We start from the raw sequence: 16,928 nt of genomic DNA, 5'->3' as shown, positions 1-16,928 counted from the left end.
GTTCGCGAGTGGCCCGGTGTTTTGAGACAGACTGGCGGTTTGAATGAGTCGCTAGCCTATAGCTTACAGCCCAAAGCCAATAGCTATTCATGCCTACACAACGTTGTTATTACGAAGTTCTCGGCGTCGAGCGTTCTGCGTCGGAGGGTGACATTGCCACCGCTTATCGCAAGCTGGCAATCAAGTACCATCCCGATAAGAACCCCGGCGACGAGGAAGCGATTGAACGCTTCAAAGAGTGCAGTGAAGCCTTCGAGGTACTGCACGATTCGCAGAAGCGTGCGCGCTACGACCAGTACGGCCACGCAGGCGTGAATGGTGCTGGGGGTGGTGGAGGTCATTTCCACGACGTCGGCGACATCTTCAGCGCGTTCGGCGACATCTTTGGCGACATCTTCGGTGGCGGCGGAGGAGGGCGACGCGCCCGCGCGGGACGCGATGTTCGCTGCGACGTAACGCTCACCCTGCACGAAGCAGCCGAGGGTTGCACCAAAGAAGTCGAGTTTCAACGACACGAAAACTGCGACGATTGCAACGGCACCGGAGCCACCGCTGGCAGCGCCCGCGAGGTCTGCAGCTACTGCGGCGGCCACGGTCGGGTGATTCAATCGGCTGGCATCGTCCGCGTACAAACCACGTGCCCCGCCTGCGGCGGCGAAGGCTCGAAGGTGAAGGACCCTTGCCGCACCTGTCGCGGCAAAGGGCAGCGACTCCGCACCGTGGCGATCGAGGTCAAAATCCCCGCTGGTGTCGACGATGGCATGCGGGTCCGAATCACCGGCGAAGGAGAGCCAAGCCCCAACGGCGGACCTCCCGGTGATTGCTACTGTTTTATTTCGGTGCTGAGCCACCCGCTGTTCGAGCGACAAGGCCCTCACCTGATTTGCCGCGTGCCGATTACCTATCCCCAAGCAGCGCTCGGTTGCACGCTCGAGGTGCCGACCCTCGCCGGGCGGGGCGAAGTAAAAGTACCGGCCGGCACCCAGTCGGGCGAGGTGTTTCGCATGAGCGGCCGAGGCATGCCCGACCCGCGGTCGCACAGCGTCGGCGATCTGCTGGTGCAGGTGAGCATCGAAGTACCGACCAAACTATCCAAAGACGAAGACAAACTGCTACGCGAGCTGGCTGAACTGGAACACACGAACGTGGCTCCGCAGCGGAAGTCGTTTTTCAAACAATTGACTGATTACTTTACCGCCAACGATTCTGATGGCGAGGAGGCATAAGCGAAGATGGCCAACGAAGAAGAACTGGTTGACGAAGCGATGGACGAATCGCAGGAGTTGGAAAACCAGCCCGAAGTCGATACCGAAGAACTCGAGGCCGAATTGGCTACCGAGAAGGATCGTTCGCTACGTTTGCAGGCCGAACTCCAGAACCTGCGTGCTCGCCAGGCGCGGGAACTGGCCGATGCTCGCAAGTACGCTGGTATCGAATTGATGCGCGATATTCTGCCGGTGCTCGACAACGTGGATCGGGCGATCGAAGCCGCCGGCGAAGGAGCCGAAGTGGCCAGCCTGCTCGAAGGTTTTAAACTGGTCCGCCAGCAGCTGCTGACCGCCCTCGATCAGCACAACTGCAAGCAGATTGCCGCCGAAGGCGAAGTGTTTGATCCCGATTACCACCAGGCCATCCTGCAGCAGCCTTCGCCCGAAGTGCCTGCTGGGGTGATCATGATGGTCACGCAAGCGGGCTATCAGTTGCACGACCGCGTGGTGCGGGCCGCTCAGGTGATTGTTTCCGCGGGTCCTGGCGAGATTGGCAACATTGCCGAGAACGATTCGGCTGGCGACGAGGCCACCGCTTAGCGACAATTGGAGTGTCTCGTAGAGACGTTTGAGTTCCGTGAGTCGTCTCAGCGACTCTGCGCGATATTTATTCTGGTTGGTGAGAAGTGAAAGATGCCTACCTACGACTATCAGTGTGATGCGTGCGATCATGAGTTCGAGCTGTTCCAGTCGATCTCCGAGCCGGTCAAACGCAAGTGCCCGGAGTGCGGCAAGTTGAAGCTCCGCCGGTTGTTCGGCACCGGAGCTGCGGTGATGTTCAAGGGTTCGGGGTTTTACGAAACCGACTACCGCAGCGACTCCTACAAAAAGGCCGCCGCGAACGACAAAAAGTCGGAGTCGAGCACCAAATCGGAAACCAAGGCGAAGTCGGATAGCTCGACCAAAAAGAAGAGTTCGAAGAAGGATTAAGCTGTTGGTCTGCCCTACCTGCAAAAAAGAGTTCGACCCGAACGATTCCGACTCGTTGCCATTCTGCAGCGAGCGATGTCGTCTAGTCGACTTGAACCGCTGGTTCGGGGAAGGTCACGGGCTGCCGTCGATTCCGGATCCCGATGCTGACGAAACGCCCGAAATGCTGTAAGTGCTAGCACCGATTCAAGGTAGGCGGACTGGCCAGCGCGGTTTATAATCGCGATTCGTTCCGTCTTAGGCATGACGCCGACTTCTGATGACGCGGAGGAGCCGCACGATGCAGGCCAAGCTGAATCCCACGAATCGCTTTGAACTTCAAGACACCCTTCACTTGCTGACCAAACCGCTGGCATTGGCCATGCGTGGGCGGGTGATGCTGCTGGCTGTGGTGGGAGTGCTGGCCATCTGGGCCGCTGATCGCTTGCTCGTGGACCAATCCGCCGGTGTTGTGCCGCTCGAAGCGACAGGCGTTGCTGGTTGGTGGGCCGCTTGCTGGGGCCAGCTGCAAGGCATCTGGCTGGGATTCGTCGACCCATTTGTGCAACTCGTACGCGGCGAGCACCTGCTCGCTAGTGCGGTACGTTGCCTAGTGCGGGTGCTCGTGTGGGGCCTGGTCGGCGGGGCAATCGCCCGCCTGTCGGTACTGCATTTGACTCGCCATGAAGAACCGAATCTGGTCGCTTCGCTCCGCTACGTCTGGAGCCACAAGTCGCATTTCCTCGGCGGCCCGGTCGTGATGCTCGTCGGCCTGGCGATTGTTGCTTTGCCGCTCGGTGCTGCGAAACTCGCCATGCAAGTCACTTGGCTCGCCCCGGTGGCAGCCGTGCTGTGGCCGCTGGTGCTGGTCGTTGCGATGGTCGCTACGGTTTACGCGTTCGGGGCTCTGCTGGGCTGGCCGATCATGGTGATGGCCGCGGCGGCTGATCAGAGCGACTCGTTCGACGCGGTGAGTCGCGTTTATGCATACGTATTTCAGAAACCCTTGCGACTGGTCGGCTACCTGGCGGCGATGCTGGTGCTTGGCACCTCGGCTGCTGCGGTGAGCCAGCTACTGGCGACCACGGTCGTCGCAGTGGGCGAAGCTACCGCCGGAGAAACACCAAGCACCTGGGCGGCCGAAACCACCAGTTGGTGGATGGGGCTGGTCGGCTCGGTCGTGACCGTTTACCTGACGTCGCTCTTCTGGACGACCTCGGCTGGGCTGTATTTGCTTCGTCGACGCGATGTGGACTGCATGCCGACCGACGAAGTCTATATCGATCCCGCAGAGTTCCGTGGGACGATTCCCACGCTCCAGCCAGGCGAGACCGGCGTTCCCGAGATCGTCGGCAATCAGGCCGATGCGGCTTAGGCAACTGAGACGCAACCGCTTGCATAACGCGACCTGCAGCACAGCAGGGCAGGGGGGCGAGCCTTCCTCCGGCTAGCGATGGGCCGCTACCGCGTCGGCGATCAACACCCGCAAGTCGCGGTGGAACTGCCCGCGGGAGAGCACCTGCGTGCAGCCAGCCGCTTGCGCCTTTGATAGCAGCTCGGCGTCCACGTGCGGGCCAAAAGCGATCACTGGGGTGTCGCTGCCAAACGCATTATGGACACTCTCGACGAAGCTGGTCACGTCGTCGATGGTCAACAGATCGAGAATTACCAGCCGAATCGGCAAGTCTTCCACGTCGGAGAGGTTTTCGGGGGCGACAACCAGACACCGCTCGCCATTTTGCTGCGAGGCTCGCTCGATCGGCGTAGCAGTGATCAGGTCGTTAGTAACAGCAAGAATCATCGGGGTTAAACCGCTCCTGGGCCACGTTGGCCATCGCTAATCTGTATGGACTGTTCCAAAGGCACCACAAACACCTTGCCGTCGCCAATATGGCCTTCCACGCTGGTGCGGGCGTGTTCTTCCAGGCACTCGATGGTGCGGTCGACGAAGTCGTCGTTCACGGCAATTTCGAGCTGCACTTTACGCAGTAGGTTGGTTTCGTATTCGTGGCCGCGGTAGGTTTCGATGTGCCCCCGCTGCCGTGCGTATCCCATCGCGTCGAGCACGGTCATGCGGGTCACGCCGATGTTAATGAGTGCTTTTTCGACACTCGCAAGCTTGGTGGGTTGAATGACCGCCCAAATTAGTTTCATTCTATGGTCCTCCGCCACGAATGATACCATGCTCAATCATAGTACCGAAGAGTGCGGTGCCAACAAAAAAAGGGGCTAAGCTGCCAGCGATCATCGCTAGCAGCGTTAGCCCCACAGTCACTGTACTACAAGCAGTCTTACGGACGAGCTTCGAAGCGGGAGTCCATTACTCTTTCGATGCGAGCCGAGGTCTCCTCGAGGTGAGCCTGGCTGTAGCGGTCGAGTTTCTCGCCGTTGGCTTCGAGGAACTTGTCGATCATGCCTTTCAGGCGACCGAGTTCGCTGTAGGCCATCGTCTGGCAGTCGGCCGGGGCCGAGGTGCCAAGCGCGAGCTGAACCAGGCGGTCCAGGTAGCTGCGTTGGATGTTCCGGCGAAGGCTCGATATGGCAGGCTTGCGAGCGGTGAACTCGGTGCCTTCCATGTTGCCGTTGAGCTCCTGGTACATCGCATCGGTAAGCGAGGTCAGCAGTTCGGCAACGGTCACCATGTCGGTGTCGGGCGAGGTTTTCAGTTCCGAGTCGTGAATCCGCTCGAGGGTCAGACCCGAGGTGAGCTGCTCCAGCACGCGTTCCTGCCACATGAGGATGGCATCGTGGGCCGGGTAGTCGTAGCGAGTTGTCTCGCTCACGCCCCAGTGGCTCCAGTGCGAAGCGGCCAGTTTGTCGTAGATCTCAGGCGAGAAGTTAAACGGCTCGGCGGAGAACATGTTCTCGCAGACGAACTTCAAGGCCTCCCGTTGGCGTTCGGCGGGCACCAATTCCAGCGGAGCTGGGGCATTTGCATCGCCCTTGTGGCTGCGGCTTACGTACACGCCGCCCACGTAACGCGAGGTAAAGAACACGGCCTTACCGTGCGACGACAGCAACAGCCCAAACGCCCGGCGAGCACGCTCGTATCCTTCGCCATCTTCTACCAGCTCGTCCACAATGCTCGGCATGGTCTCTGCAACCACTTGCACTTCCTGCTGAGCGTACTCAATCAGGTTGTCCGAGAAATCGAAACGGTTGCTGTGCGGGTCGGGGTCGATACCGCGAGTGTCTTCGTCGGTGGAGTACACCAGGTTTGGCTCACCGCTCCGGGCGGCAATCTTGCCCAGCTCTTCCAGCTCATCTTCCGGCTTCGAGCCCTTGATCGGCTTGTAGCCGTATTCAATTGCCCAATGGTCGTAAGGACCGATGGTGGTCGAGTAGTAATCGCCTTGCGGCTGACCCATCGGAGCCAGATTGGTGGGATTGTAGTCCATCACCGAACCGGTCAGGCCTGTTTTGCTGGTTTTCGAAACATCGTGCAGCTCATCCATCGAGTACAGAGTGCTCGACTTAAAGTTATGACGCAGGCCAAGCGTATGGCCCACTTCGTGCATGGCAACTTCCTTCAGGCCCTGCAGGATCATCTTGTCGAGCTCTGCGCTGCTGCGTTTGCGGGTCGAAACCACCGCAGCGCCCTTGGCAAACTGCATCGACATGCCGCCGAGCAGGTTACACATGCAACCCGACTGATGGCCGTTGTTCAGGTAGCTCGGTTGGCGAGCACGCATGGCCAGGTAGTCTTCGATCTCGAGCGGACCACCGGTCATCGCAGCGATGCTCTCGGGGGTGAAGGTTTCGTACTCCCGCTTCCACGATTGCAGGAAGTCGGAGTCGAAGATGATGTCGGCATCGAGAATCTGACCGGTGGTCGGGTCGACTCGCGAGGGGCCCATCGCAAAGCCAGCACCGGCGGTGATCCAGCGGAACGTGTTGTAGCGAACGTCGCCCGGTTCCCAGGTGGCGTCGTCTGGCTGCTGGCGAACCTCAATCGCGTTGTAGAAACCAGCTTCTTCGTAGGCCTTGTTCCACTCTTCAATACCATCGCGGATCGGCTTGCGATACTTGAACGGAATGGTCTTCTCGAGCCAGAACACGATCGGCTCCTTCGGAGGCGATTTTTCGGCCGAGGGGTCCGATTTCTCAAGATTCCAACGGTTGATGTAGCGAACGAAGCGATCTTCCGATTCCTTCTTCGAGTAGTCTTTGACCACGGTCAAGAAGTAACCAATTCGATCGTCGGCTAGACGCGGAGTGTAGTTGGTCTTGGGAAGATTGCTGATGGAGTAGTGCACGTTAACGGTCACGCCGCGCGTGTCGGGGACCGATTCCATGTTCGAGCTACCATTCGAGGCGTAAGTGGCAGCCACCTGAACTTCGACGTTCTTCGGGTGAGCTTGCACGTCGGCCCAGTTACTCTTAGACGGCGAGAACGAAAAGCCCGAGAGCACCTGACCAATTTGAGGCAAATCGCTCATCAGTACGGGAGTCATGTCGAGCACGATCGAACCACCAGGGCCGGTCGTGGCGATTGGCAAGCTGTACAGCACGCTATCGCTGTAAGACAGTTTGACCGCTTCGGCCGAGGGGCTGCCTTTGTCGGCAACAAAACGCACGTTGCGACGCACGATGTGGATGCGATCGCCTACCCGGCGGAACTGCCAGACCCAGTCGTCGCCGAAGCCCCAGCTATAACCACCCAAGAGCGGCCGCTGGCCAATACCCTTGGCGATGGTAATGAGTACGAAGAAATCTTTGTCGAGATCGCTCGGCTTGAGTTCGAAGAACAGCTTCTCTTCGCCTTTGTGCAGCTTGATGAGTCCCTCTTCCACGCTGGTGTCTTTGAGCACCTTGCTGTATTCAGGGAACTTGGCCGACGAGGACCCACTCGATCTGCTAGAGCTCGAGGAGCTACCACCTTGTCCGGAGTCGGACGAGATTTGATCGGGGGTAATCTCGGTTTGTTGTTCTTGGGTCGGCTCGTCCGACTGGTCGTCGGCCGCTGCCTGGGCACAATAGCTGAGGGACAAGCTCAGGGCGAGTAATGTCGCGAAGGAATACAAGTGATGCACGGAAAGGGACCTTCGAAAGGTGAGTAATGAAACGACCGTTAAAGGTGGGAATGTACCGGTTGGGTAAGCTGGGTGGCCGTAGGGAGCCCCCAGAATATACAACATTTCTAGCCGCCTGTCGAAGGATTTTGGCCTACGAACAATCGATTGGGGACATCTTGTGATTCCGGAGCAAGTCATCGCCATTGTGCAACAAGGCTGGCCCCAGCTCGCTGTCGCGGGAGCGGCCGCTACTCCAGTTACTACCGGCAGGTTCTCCACCGACCCGCTCTGGAGGATCGAGTCGTCGGGGGGAACCTACGCCTTGAAAGGCTGGCCCACCGAGCGGAACGAGCAGGCGTTGCGGGCGCACCGGTACGTGAATCACCTGGCAGTCCATTTTGCGATTCCGGTGCCAGTTCCGCACACCTGCTCGCAGCAGAACACCCCGCTGTATCGCACCGCGAACCAAGAGTGGGAGCTGACCTCCTGGCTGACTGGTGCCGCTTTGGACCATCCCCCCGACGAGCGTCAGCTGATCGCCGCAGCCGAGGCCCTCGCGCAACTGCACCTGGCGACCCGCGACCTGCCGGCTGGCAGCGGGGCCCGGGGCTCGTCGCCGCCGTGGTCGCGATACGCCGATCAGCTGCAACAATTAAAACAACAGATCTCGGCTAGTGTTTTTGCTGGTTGCCAGCTCCCGGTGCTCGCCAGAAGCTGGCAACCGGCCTGGCCAGATGCTTCGCATGCCCTCGATCGGGGGGCCACCCTGGCGCTCGGGCAATTGCAAGCGATCCCTGCGACCCAACCCTGCGTACAATGGATTTGGGGCGATGCCTGGCACGGCAACCTGCTATTCGACGGATCGCGGGTAACCGGCCTGGTCGATTTTGCCGCGGTGCGGGTCGACACCCCGCTGGCCGATCTCGCCCGGCTGCTGGGTATGGCGGCCTCGCCCGATTCGGCGGAATGGAGCTCGGCCCTCGACGCCTATGCTCAGGTAAAACCCCTGAGCCAAGGTGATCGGCAAACCGTGATCGCACTGCATGCGGCGGGCACGGTGCTGTCGCTCGGCAACTGGTTGCGGTGGCTAAGTGTCGAGCAGCGTCGCTTCGCCGATCCGCAAGCAGTCCTCGAGCGAGTGGACCAATTCGCCCAGCGGTTGGCAAAATTGCTGGGTTTATCGGAGAAGGGCCGTTTTTCGTGAGACATCTCACAGCCTGAGTGGGTAGTGCGTGTATATAGATTCGGTGTCGACACATCTTTCGCACCCCCCAGCGTACAGGTTACGCTAGTCATTGCGGTTTTCACCGAGCAATTCGCTGTTTTAACCGCCGCGGGCGATCGCTAGAATGCTTAGCCCAACGATCGACAATCAATTCCCTCCAACACCTCCCGCCAAATATGATGCCACGCATTGCTTGCTCGATCCGACTCGCCCTATTGCTCCTGTGTGCCCTTTCGCTCGGCACCCGGCCTGCGGTGTCGCAGGATTTCGACCCCTCCTTCGGGTATGGCGGTCTCGACGGAATTGGTGGTGTTAGTGAGCCAGAAGATCCGGTGAGCTTCGCAGCCCAGTTTACCGCTGCCACGGACGATCGTCCCGCGGTGCTCATGGTGACTGCCACGATCGAACCGGAGTGGCACATCTACTCCATCACCCAACCTAAGGGTGGCACCAAACCCACCAAGCTGGAACTTGCCGAGTCGAAGCAGTTTCGTCCCATCGGCAAATGGGCCGCGATTCCCAAGCCACATTCCTACGTCGACAACGATCTCTACAAAGGCGTACGGATCGAAGAACACGAAGAAACTGTCACTTGGTATCTGCCGATCGAAATAGCCGAGGGTGTCGACCCTGCAACGCTTGAGATCAAAGGTACCTACTCTACCCAGGCGTGCAAGCAATCGTGCTTGCAACTCGATGGCAAGTTCGTCGCCAAGCTCGGCTCCGGGGTACCAATCGGGCCGATTGAAGTCACCGACCCCGCCAGCGCGGTTGCCTTGGGAGAGAGTTCCACCAAGAGCAAGGGGCCCAAGCTGCCCGAGCAACCTGCCGAAGCCGGCGTGTTTAGCGCCGAGGGCTCGGTGGTGACCTGGTACGGATGGCTCGACCGCGGGCGGGTTCGCCCCGGCGACCGGGTGTTCCTGTACCTGCGAGCCGAACTGCCCGACCACTGGCACGTGAATGCGTACGAAGAACAGAAAGCCGAACTCGGTAACCAGCCCACGCTGATCGTGCCGAAGGAGACCACCGGCGTTCAATACTACCAGCCCGAAGCCCGCGCGATGGTGGTTGAGACCCCCAGTGCGGTCGAAGGGTTTGGCAACCTGCGTTACCACGAGAAGACTGCTGTGTGGGTCGTGCCGTTCGATGTGTCGGAAGACGTGGGGGCGGGCGAATTCGAATTGAATGGCATCGTTGGATACCAGGCCTGCGAACTCACCGAAGCCGGTGTCGGCAGTTGCGAACTTGAGTCGGCCGTTGAATTTACGACGAAGCTCACCGTCGATCCCCAGGCAACCAGCTTCGAGCCGATTGGCCTCACCTTCAGTCGTGGCACGTACGACCAAGCCGCCGAGTTGGCCGCAGTGGTCGCCCCGACACTGAAACCGGCTCCCAACAACCTGCGCATCATCGAATTTGGTGGCGAAGACACCGCCAAGATTGGCTTTGTCGGCATGCTGGGGCTCGCGCTGGTAGGTGGTTTGATTCTCAACCTGATGCCATGCGTCTTGCCGGTGATTGGTCTGAAATTGATGTCGTTTGCCAAGCAGGGGGGCGAAAGCCGCTCGCGGGTCTTCCTGCTCAATCTTGCCTACGTCGCTGGTTTGCTCGGTGTGTTCCTGTTCCTGGCCACCTTGGCTTCGTTGCCGCAGTTAGGGCTTTCGACCACCACTGATTACGACTGGGGCGAGCTGAACACCGAAACCTGGTTCAAGGTGTTCATGACCGTGCTCGTGTTCACGATGGCTTTGAGTTTTCTTGGGGTCTGGGAGATTCCGATTCCAGGGTTTGCCGGATCGTCGACCGCCGCCGAAATGGCCTCGCGCGAAGGCTACAGCGGTGCCTTTTTCAAAGGCATACTTACCACGATTTTGGCCACGCCTTGCAGTGGTCCGTTCCTCGGTCCGGTGTTTGGGTACACGATCGGCCAGGACGTGTTTACGACGTTCATGATCTTCTTCTTCGTCGGCCTGGGGATGGCGTTGCCGTACCTGGTGATTGGGGCTTTCCCCTCGCTGGTGCAGTGGATTCCCAAGCCGGGTGCCTGGATGGATACCTTCAAGCAGGCCATGGCCTTCATGCTACTTGGCACCGTGGTTTACCTGTTGTCGACGCTCAATGAAGATTACTTCATCCCTACCATGGCGCTGCTTGTCGCGTGCTGGTTCGCCTGCTGGTTGGGTGGCCGATTGCCGATTACTGCTTCGGGATTCTCTCGCGGTTTTTCGTGGTTCGTTGGTATTTCGGTTGCCGCCGCGGTTGGATTCGTGGGCTTTGGGATGGAGAAAGAGCACGAACTTCCCTGGCAAGAATTCACCCCGAGCCAATTGGCCGAAGCCCAAGCTACAGGCAAGCCAGTACTGCTTGAGTTCACCGCGAACTGGTGCCCTACGTGTAAGTTTAACTTAGCGACCGCCATCGACGTGGCGGCCGTTAAGCAAGTGGTCGAAGCCAATGGCGTCCAGGCGATCAAAGCGGACTGGACCGACGAAAACGCCGAGATCGAAGCCAGCCTCGAGCAACTCAATAGCCGTAGTATTCCGCTGCTGGCGATCTATCCAGCCGGCCGGTCGAACGAGGTGATTGTGCTCCGCGATACGGTGACCAAAACCCAAGTGCTGCAAGCCTTGGCCGCTGCCGGCGCTCGCGAGAATAATCCAGAGGAGAGCTTCCAACTCAAGCAAACAAGCGAGCCGAAAGGCGACCGCCTGGCCAGCAACGACTAGTACGTCTTTCCTGAAATCCATTCCGCTGCTATATGCTGCGGAATGAAAAAGCACATTGTTTGCCTGGACCACCAGGCCCGTGGAGGTTTGGAGCAGCTAGCACGCTCAGGCACCCGCGCGGCGCAAGTGGTGCGTCGCTGCCAGATATTATTGAAATCGGACTCGGGATGCACCGACGAAGAGATCGCCGAGCATGTGGGCTGCACGACGCGCAACGTCCGAGCCGTCCGAAAGCGGTTCTGCGAAGAGGGCGTCCAGCGGGCGGTGTACGATGCGCCTCGCTCGGGCCGCCCCCCAGAGTTCACCAAGCGGCAGCAGCAACAGGTAATCGCCCTGGCGTGCAGCGAGCCGCCCGAGGGACGGGCTCGCTGGACGCTGGAATTGTTGTGCGAGCACGCGGTGAAGGAAGGCTTCGTCGATTCGCTCAGCGTGACGGAGGTCTCGCTGTGGCTCAAGGAACACGACCTGAAGCCGTGGCGAAAAAAACTTGGTGCGTGCCCAAGCTGAACGACGAGTTCTGTGAGCGGATGGAGGACGTCCTCGAGCAGTACGAGAAGCCGCTCGACCCGAACGAGCCGGTCGTCTGCCTCGACGAGCAGCCCTATCAGAGGGTCGACGACGCGCGGCCGCCCGAGCCCGCGGCACCCGGCAAGATCGCGAAGCAGGACTACGAGTACCGCCGCTGCGGAACCTGCAGCGTGTTCGTGGCGGTCGAGCCGAAGGCGGGCAAGCGATTCGTTCAGGCCAAGCGTCACCGCAAGCGAGCCGACTTCGCCCGGTTCGTCCGCGACCTCTTGAAGCGCTATCCCGACGCAGAGCGGGTTCATCTGGTGATGGACAACCTCAACACGCACAACGAGAAGTCGTTGATCGAAACCTTTGGCGAGGAGGCGGCTCGGCCAATGCTGGAGCGGATTGTGTGGCATTTTACCCCCAAGCATGCCAGTTGGCTCAACATGGCCGAGATCGAAATCTCGGCCATACAGCGACAATGCCTGGGACGTCGGTTGGCTTCGCTCGACAAGGTTCAAAGCGAACTCTCCCACTGTTCACGCGACCGCAATCGGAAGAAAATCAAAATCAATTGGACCTTCCATCGAAAAGACGCCAAACGCGTCTTCCCTGAACTCTATAGGAAATGACTTCCGGGACGACGTACTAGAACAGTACGCGTTTGCTGGTTGTCAGCTTCTACTGCCCGCTAGAATGTTCGGAGAGGTCGAGCGGCACCCGAAACACGACGTCAGGCTCGCCCTGACGCACTTGTGGTCCATCGGGCGACTCGGTTGGCAGTTCCTGCCCGCCATCGTCGACGCGGTCGACACCGACGCTGTAGAAGCGAAGTTCGGTATTGGTGCGAGCCAGCCGGAGAGGCTCTCCCGTGCAAGGGTCGAGGGGCACTTCGGCCAGATGCTCCGGCACCAATGCTTCGAGTGTCTCCGGCCAGTTGCCGGTAGCTGTATGGTATCGAACCGCAGCGACCGCCGCGGCTGCGGCTCGGAGCCGAGCGGTGACTTCCGCGGTGAGTTCTATCCGCGAAGCAATCATCCCTGGCTGAGCCGACGGTGGTACATCTTGTTGCCCCCAAGGAGAGCGAGAGCCAAACGTGCGAAAGTCGATGTTTTGGTCGTACCGATCTAATAACTGGAGCGGGACAGGCCAATCTTGTGCAATCTCTTCTTCTACGTCGCCGAGCCCCTGCAAAACGGCAAGAGAATCATCGCCATGCCATGCGCCCCGCAAACGTCCTGAGAGGGACTGGTTTAGTTCCCCAACCACCAAGGCTCGCTGGCCTATTAAACCTCGGTGCATACCCTTGCGTAAATCGATGGAAAGCAACTCCGCTTGAATCAACTCCAAGGTTTCGGCTTCGCTGGCAATGCTGGGGAGTAACTGTTCGAGGCATGCGAGGCTGTAGTCGTGCATGCTGACACGAACAATTTGTGAGACAAGCATTGGCTCTCGATGAAGAGTTTCGCCCATCTGCAACAACCCCAGGAGGTCGGCAGCTACCCCTCTTGTGTCTCCCTGATGAGCCCAGACATAGGCTCGCAAAACAAGAAAGTGTTGAATCGATCGAAGGCCATCGATATGGGGGAGCAATATCATGGCAGGGGTGTAGTCACTAACGTAGCAGCAGTCTCCTTCGGTTGCTAACGCGGTATCGACGGATTGGTAGTAGATATTCTGGCTTGCAATGAATTGGGCTTCCTTATCGAGGTCTGGCCACTCGGTATTCGGTAGTGGCGGAAAAACCCATTCATCCCGTGAAAGGGGAAAATCCCAGGTGTGGGCTTTCTTCAATGCCAACGATTGACCAATGGGAACGTTCCAAATGGGAGTAGCGTCGCTGGTGCCAGCGGATACCGCGGCGTAGGTGTTCAACTCTATCGAGTTCGTCGGTAGCCCCAATTGGCGAATTCGATCATATTCGAATGCCGCTAATTGCCAGCGCCGCCATGATGAAATCTGGCGCAAACCCGCGACCACAAGCACAAGAAATAGACAACTCGCTACAAAGCGATGTCGCTTAGTCCAAGAGATAATGCCTGAGAAAAACACGGAGCCCCCCAACAAGAACAGTCAAAGATTGCCGCCCATTTCGAACACGGTATAGGCAATATGGCACTGAGGTCTTCGACGTTCAAGCGAATGCACGAAAAAGGCCTTGCCGACTAGAAGATCGGCAAGGCCATTTCGTGTTGGGCGATTGGCGGCCAGCGAGAACGGGAGTGCCCGCTGGCTCGGCCGCAGGTCGAGTCATTCGACGCTGCTGCCCTCTATGTTAAGCCACCCTACAGGTCTCGCAGCGCGGGTGGATCGTACGCTTGGTTTCTCGTTTCTCAAGAACTCTTAGACGAGTTCTTTCTTGCTTCCGATCAGCGTCCGCAAGCGTTCGGCCAACAAAGCGGCATCGAACGGCTTCTTGAACGTTTCGTTGATGCTCGAACGATCGAAGCTCATGCTCGAACCATCGTCCGGCAGCAAGGCAATCAGGATCGTCTCGGCGAAGTCGGGATTGCGACGCAGGTTTTGGCAAATCTGCAACGCTTCGACCTGACCGATCGAGAAGTCAACGATAATGCAATCGGGGTGGAAGCTCTCGGATTGAATTCCAGCTTCGAAGCCGCTCGCGGCAGTGGAAGTCTTGAACGACTTCTCAAGTGGTAGTTCGCGCTTCAGGTTCTCAATGAGTACCTGGTCCTGGGCGACGATTAGCACTTTGGCCATCGCTTCGTCTTCCAGGTCGCCCAAAGGCATACCATGCTCTTTGAGGAACTTAATCAGGTACTCGCGGGGGATCCGTCGGTCTTGGGAACCGGGGATGCGGTATCCCTTGAGACGTCCCGAGTCGAACCACTTGCTGACCGTGCGCGGGGCCACTTTACAGATCTTTGCGACCTGACCAGTAGTAAAGACCTTCATCGGGCTCTCCAATTTCAACATGCTGTTTTTTACTGCGAAGCTCGTGCTGGCGTTTACCAGCGGCGAGCGGCATTGGCGCCTGACGGCTACTCTCACACGGGACATGTGTTCCCTGATGCTCGTGTGCTTGGGTCGAGTGGCCGCTTCTGGGTCGGTGCCTTTGCGCTTTGGGAATTAATGGTTTGGGTTGGGTCAGGTCCTTCTGATCCGCTCCTGCGTAATGTTCGCATCGGTTAAGCAATGGCGGAAAGATTGGTCAAATTGCTTGCAGGCGGATTCTCCGGTTCGGGTGGGGTCGGAGAATCGTTACAACCTCTCTATCCTGCCAACGCCGGGACGATGTGATAGCATCGACGCAATCGTTGGGAATGGCCTTAGCAGGCGCAATGGGGGCACTGAGTAACACCGGCTCGGTGGGAGGTGCGCGGCGCACCGTGAGCCAAGGAATCGACTTTGCAAATCGACTGTTTAGGCAGGGCCCCCCCTGCTGGAGCTTCGACTCGGCCAACCTCGCCGCGCGGTGCGGGGGTGGCGGCCACCGAAGCAAACCATCCAAGATACTATTTCGCCCATTCGTGGGGTGCCACTTGAGGAAGATTGGACAGTCGCAACACAAGAACCGCTAATGCGGGAGCTAACCGGAGTGCCGGCAAGTCGGATCGTAGCGAAAGTGCCGGTAACAGAGAGTGAAAGGGATGCTCGACAGAAGAGCTGGCGGATCGCCGCGAAGCGAATTGCTGTTGAAATAGGGGCAAAGCTCGCTACCCACCGCGCACGAAAAAACCGCTGCGGCACCCTTGGGCACCGCAGCGGTTGTGGATTGCTATCTAAGACTCAGCGAGCTTAGTTGGGCTGTTGGATTTCGCGACCAGCACGGGTAACGAGGTGCAGGAACAACGAAGGATCGATGTCCTCTTCCACGCTATCGGCATGGCCATCCAGGTAACCGCAGATCACGACACCCGAGTGATTCGAGCTGGGGCCCCACTTGCGAGCACCACCACCATGCACCCAGTTGGTCATGTAGTATTCTTCCTGAGCAAGGGTGGTGTTCTTGTCGTCACCCTTGTTCAACGCGGAAACCGAACCTTCGTCCGAACCAGCATTGGGATAACCCCACTTGCCAGCGTTCGCACCAGCGTTGGTCGGCAATACGGTCGGCTTGGTGCCGCGTGGCCAGGCAGCCACTACGTACGACGAAACACCACTGTACCAGGAGGTTTTGTCCTGATCACGGGTTTCGGCAATCACCACCGTGTTCGAAGTACCATCGCGGACCGAAGCCAGCGTTACGCCATCCTTGGTCACCTTGTTGCCAACGTAACCAGGGAATACCAGGGTACCGTTACCGCAGTACGACTTGTTGTTACAGTCGGTTGCGCTCAAGCTGGCCGAAGGCGAGCTGGTAGCCAAGTGAGTCGAACCACTTGGGGGATGAACCGTGTAGTGGGTCGAAGCAATGGCAGCGTAACAGTTAATCGCGGTGTCTTCGCCGAGCAGTTCGTTGGTTTCTTCACCAGGATAGCTGGGGCAAAGGGTCTCTTCCAGTTGAATCTGGTAGGGGCGCTGACCGCTGGTCGAGGCAAACTCGGTCAATACTGTTGTATTGAACGGCGAGTATTGCAGCTTTTGCGTAACATCCGACAGTTTGTCGTAGACCGTGTTGCCTTCGATATAAGGCATGATCTGCACGACCCAGCTGAAGCCATCGCCGTTTTGGGCGGCGGTGTACTGACCCTGCGAAAGGGTACCGGCCATACCAGGAGTGATCGACTGGGTGTGGATCGGTGCGGTCGAAGCGAGCGGAAGTTCCCGCTTGCCACTTTCGAAGTTCAGAATCGACAGCATCAACTGCTTGTTGTTGTTGATGCACGAGTTACGGCGGGCAGCTTCGCGAGCGGCCTGCACAGCGGGTAGCAGCAGGGCTACCAAGATGCCGATGATGGCAATCACCACCAGCAGCTCGACGAGCGTAAAGCCTCGTCGTTGCGCACTTGAATGCGACTTCATAACGAACCTCCTCAAACAAAAAAACAAATAAAAAAGGATAAAGAGAGATATATGATCCAGCATCTTCCCGATGCCGGGTCCCTCCTACCATTCGTGCCTGTATCTAGCGATTCTTCCCCGTACGGTTCTCGTCCTGAATAAACAGCTTGGTCGGGGGTCGTGAAGTATAAGCCACGGTTGTGTGTTCCGATCCACAACCCAAAACACAAGTTCGTTCCGAAGTGCCGCCCGCTCCCGCGGGGGCAGACCGCAAGTAAAGTGATGAGAGACGCCAGGTTTCGGCATGAAAACAGTATTTTTCATACTATAAGTCGTTTTCCAGGCAGATGTCAATCAGTTAGCAACGTCG

General features: G+C 58.5%; 15 protein-coding genes. 9 read left to right on the top strand and 6 right to left on the bottom strand.

What is annotated here, in order from left to right; genetic code table 11:
- Positions 1 to 89 precede the first annotated feature (89 nt).
- The 5 genes from dnaJ (at position 90) to Pan181_RS20430 (ending at position 3,552) form a co-directional block, all read left to right on the top strand.
- Positions 90 to 1,226 (top strand): molecular chaperone DnaJ, encoded by a 1,137-nt coding sequence (gene dnaJ / locus Pan181_RS20450; protein ID WP_145249582.1) that lies wholly within the window; start codon positions 90 to 92, stop codon positions 1,224 to 1,226.
- A gap of 6 nt (positions 1,227 to 1,232) precedes the next feature.
- Positions 1,233 to 1,808, top strand: coding sequence for a nucleotide exchange factor GrpE (gene grpE / locus Pan181_RS20445; RefSeq protein ID WP_145249580.1), 576 nt, complete (start codon positions 1,233 to 1,235; stop codon positions 1,806 to 1,808).
- 93 nt (positions 1,809 to 1,901) lie between these two features.
- On the top strand, positions 1,902 to 2,198 hold the full coding sequence (locus tag Pan181_RS20440) for an FmdB family zinc ribbon protein (RefSeq protein WP_145249578.1): 297 nt from the start codon (positions 1,902 to 1,904) through the stop codon (positions 2,196 to 2,198).
- Between the two features lie 4 nt (positions 2,199 to 2,202).
- Positions 2,203 to 2,370, top strand: a complete 168-nt coding sequence (locus Pan181_RS26675) for a DNA gyrase inhibitor YacG (protein WP_261342238.1) — start codon at positions 2,203 to 2,205, stop codon at positions 2,368 to 2,370.
- Positions 2,371 to 2,478: 108 nt separating this feature from the next.
- A complete protein-coding gene (locus Pan181_RS20430) occupies positions 2,479 to 3,552 on the top strand; it encodes a hypothetical protein (protein ID WP_145249574.1) in 1,074 nt (357 codons plus the stop codon).
- Between the two features lie 72 nt (positions 3,553 to 3,624).
- Here Pan181_RS20430 and Pan181_RS20425 read toward each other — a convergent pair whose 3' ends face one another.
- The 3 genes from Pan181_RS20425 to Pan181_RS20415 form a co-directional block, all read right to left on the bottom strand.
- Positions 3,625 to 3,978: a hypothetical protein gene (locus tag Pan181_RS20425; RefSeq protein WP_145249572.1), complete on the bottom strand. Its 354-nt coding sequence runs from the start codon at positions 3,976 to 3,978 to the stop codon at positions 3,625 to 3,627.
- A gap of 5 nt (positions 3,979 to 3,983) precedes the next feature.
- Positions 3,984 to 4,331 (bottom strand): P-II family nitrogen regulator, encoded by a 348-nt coding sequence (locus tag Pan181_RS20420; RefSeq protein ID WP_145249570.1) that lies wholly within the window; start codon positions 4,329 to 4,331, stop codon positions 3,984 to 3,986.
- 137 nt (positions 4,332 to 4,468) lie between these two features.
- The gene (locus Pan181_RS20415) at positions 4,469 to 7,168 is read right to left on the bottom strand and encodes a zinc-dependent metalloprotease (RefSeq protein WP_231943658.1); all 2,700 of its coding nucleotides are present in this window, start codon (positions 7,166 to 7,168) and stop codon (positions 4,469 to 4,471) included.
- Between the two features lie 202 nt (positions 7,169 to 7,370).
- On the opposite strand from Pan181_RS20415, the gene Pan181_RS20410 reads away from it, so the two are divergent.
- From Pan181_RS20410 to Pan181_RS20395, 4 genes are all read left to right on the top strand, one after another.
- Entirely contained in the window at positions 7,371 to 8,396 is a 1,026-nt protein-coding gene (locus Pan181_RS20410; protein WP_197528553.1) for a phosphotransferase, read from the top strand.
- Between the two features lie 197 nt (positions 8,397 to 8,593).
- A complete protein-coding gene (locus tag Pan181_RS20405; RefSeq protein WP_145249564.1) occupies positions 8,594 to 11,143 on the top strand; it encodes a protein-disulfide reductase DsbD family protein in 2,550 nt (849 codons plus the stop codon).
- A 42-nt stretch (positions 11,144 to 11,185) separates the two neighbouring features.
- The gene (locus Pan181_RS20400; RefSeq protein ID WP_145249563.1) at positions 11,186 to 11,650 is read left to right on the top strand and encodes a helix-turn-helix domain-containing protein; all 465 of its coding nucleotides are present in this window, start codon (positions 11,186 to 11,188) and stop codon (positions 11,648 to 11,650) included.
- On the top strand, positions 11,638 to 12,285 hold the full coding sequence (locus Pan181_RS20395) for an IS630 family transposase (protein WP_145244957.1): 648 nt from the start codon (positions 11,638 to 11,640) through the stop codon (positions 12,283 to 12,285). The genes Pan181_RS20400 and Pan181_RS20395 overlap by 13 nt, the downstream gene beginning before the upstream one ends.
- A 49-nt stretch (positions 12,286 to 12,334) precedes the next feature.
- Here the strand turns inward: Pan181_RS20395 and Pan181_RS20390 are convergent, their stop codons facing one another.
- The 3 genes from Pan181_RS20390 to Pan181_RS20380 all read right to left on the bottom strand — a co-directional run bounded on the left by Pan181_RS20390 (position 12,335) and on the right by Pan181_RS20380 (position 16,579).
- The gene (locus Pan181_RS20390; RefSeq protein ID WP_145249562.1) at positions 12,335 to 13,099 is read right to left on the bottom strand and encodes a hypothetical protein; all 765 of its coding nucleotides are present in this window, start codon (positions 13,097 to 13,099) and stop codon (positions 12,335 to 12,337) included.
- 897 nt (positions 13,100 to 13,996) lie between these two features.
- Positions 13,997 to 14,569: a helix-turn-helix domain-containing protein gene (locus tag Pan181_RS20385; RefSeq protein WP_145249560.1), complete on the bottom strand. Its 573-nt coding sequence runs from the start codon at positions 14,567 to 14,569 to the stop codon at positions 13,997 to 13,999.
- A gap of 843 nt (positions 14,570 to 15,412) precedes the next feature.
- On the bottom strand, positions 15,413 to 16,579 hold the full coding sequence (locus Pan181_RS20380; RefSeq protein ID WP_197528552.1) for a DUF1559 family PulG-like putative transporter: 1,167 nt from the start codon (positions 16,577 to 16,579) through the stop codon (positions 15,413 to 15,415).
- Between the last annotated feature and the right edge of the window lie 349 nt (positions 16,580 to 16,928).

This window comes from Aeoliella mucimassa (genome assembly GCF_007748035.1).
Taxonomy (GTDB): domain Bacteria; phylum Planctomycetota; class Planctomycetia; order Pirellulales; family Lacipirellulaceae; genus Aeoliella; species Aeoliella mucimassa.
Note: the sequence above shows the minus strand (reverse complement) of the source record. Positions and strands in the feature narration are given on the sequence as shown.

Excerpts from the sequence above, each read along its gene's own strand:
- dnaJ (WP_145249582.1), top strand. The coding sequence starts at position 90 with ATGCCTACACAACGTTGTTATTACGAAGTTCTCGGCGTCGAGCGTTCT.
- grpE (WP_145249580.1), top strand. The coding sequence starts at position 1,233 with ATGGCCAACGAAGAAGAACTGGTTGACGAAGCGATGGACGAATCGCAG.
- Pan181_RS20440 (WP_145249578.1), top strand. The coding sequence starts at position 1,902 with ATGCCTACCTACGACTATCAGTGTGATGCGTGCGATCATGAGTTCGAG.
- Pan181_RS20430 (WP_145249574.1), top strand. The coding sequence starts at position 2,479 with ATGCAGGCCAAGCTGAATCCCACGAATCGCTTTGAACTTCAAGACACC.
- Pan181_RS20425 (WP_145249572.1), bottom strand. The coding sequence starts at position 3,978 with ATGATTCTTGCTGTTACTAACGACCTGATCACTGCTACGCCGATCGAG.
- Pan181_RS20420 (WP_145249570.1), bottom strand. The coding sequence starts at position 4,331 with ATGAAACTAATTTGGGCGGTCATTCAACCCACCAAGCTTGCGAGTGTC.
- Pan181_RS20405 (WP_145249564.1), top strand. The coding sequence starts at position 8,594 with ATGATGCCACGCATTGCTTGCTCGATCCGACTCGCCCTATTGCTCCTG.
- Pan181_RS20400 (WP_145249563.1), top strand. The coding sequence starts at position 11,186 with ATGAAAAAGCACATTGTTTGCCTGGACCACCAGGCCCGTGGAGGTTTG.
- Pan181_RS20390 (WP_145249562.1), bottom strand. The coding sequence starts at position 13,099 with ATGCTTGTCTCACAAATTGTTCGTGTCAGCATGCACGACTACAGCCTC.
- Pan181_RS20385 (WP_145249560.1), bottom strand. The coding sequence starts at position 14,569 with ATGAAGGTCTTTACTACTGGTCAGGTCGCAAAGATCTGTAAAGTGGCC.
- Pan181_RS20380 (WP_197528552.1), bottom strand. The coding sequence starts at position 16,579 with ATGAAGTCGCATTCAAGTGCGCAACGACGAGGCTTTACGCTCGTCGAG.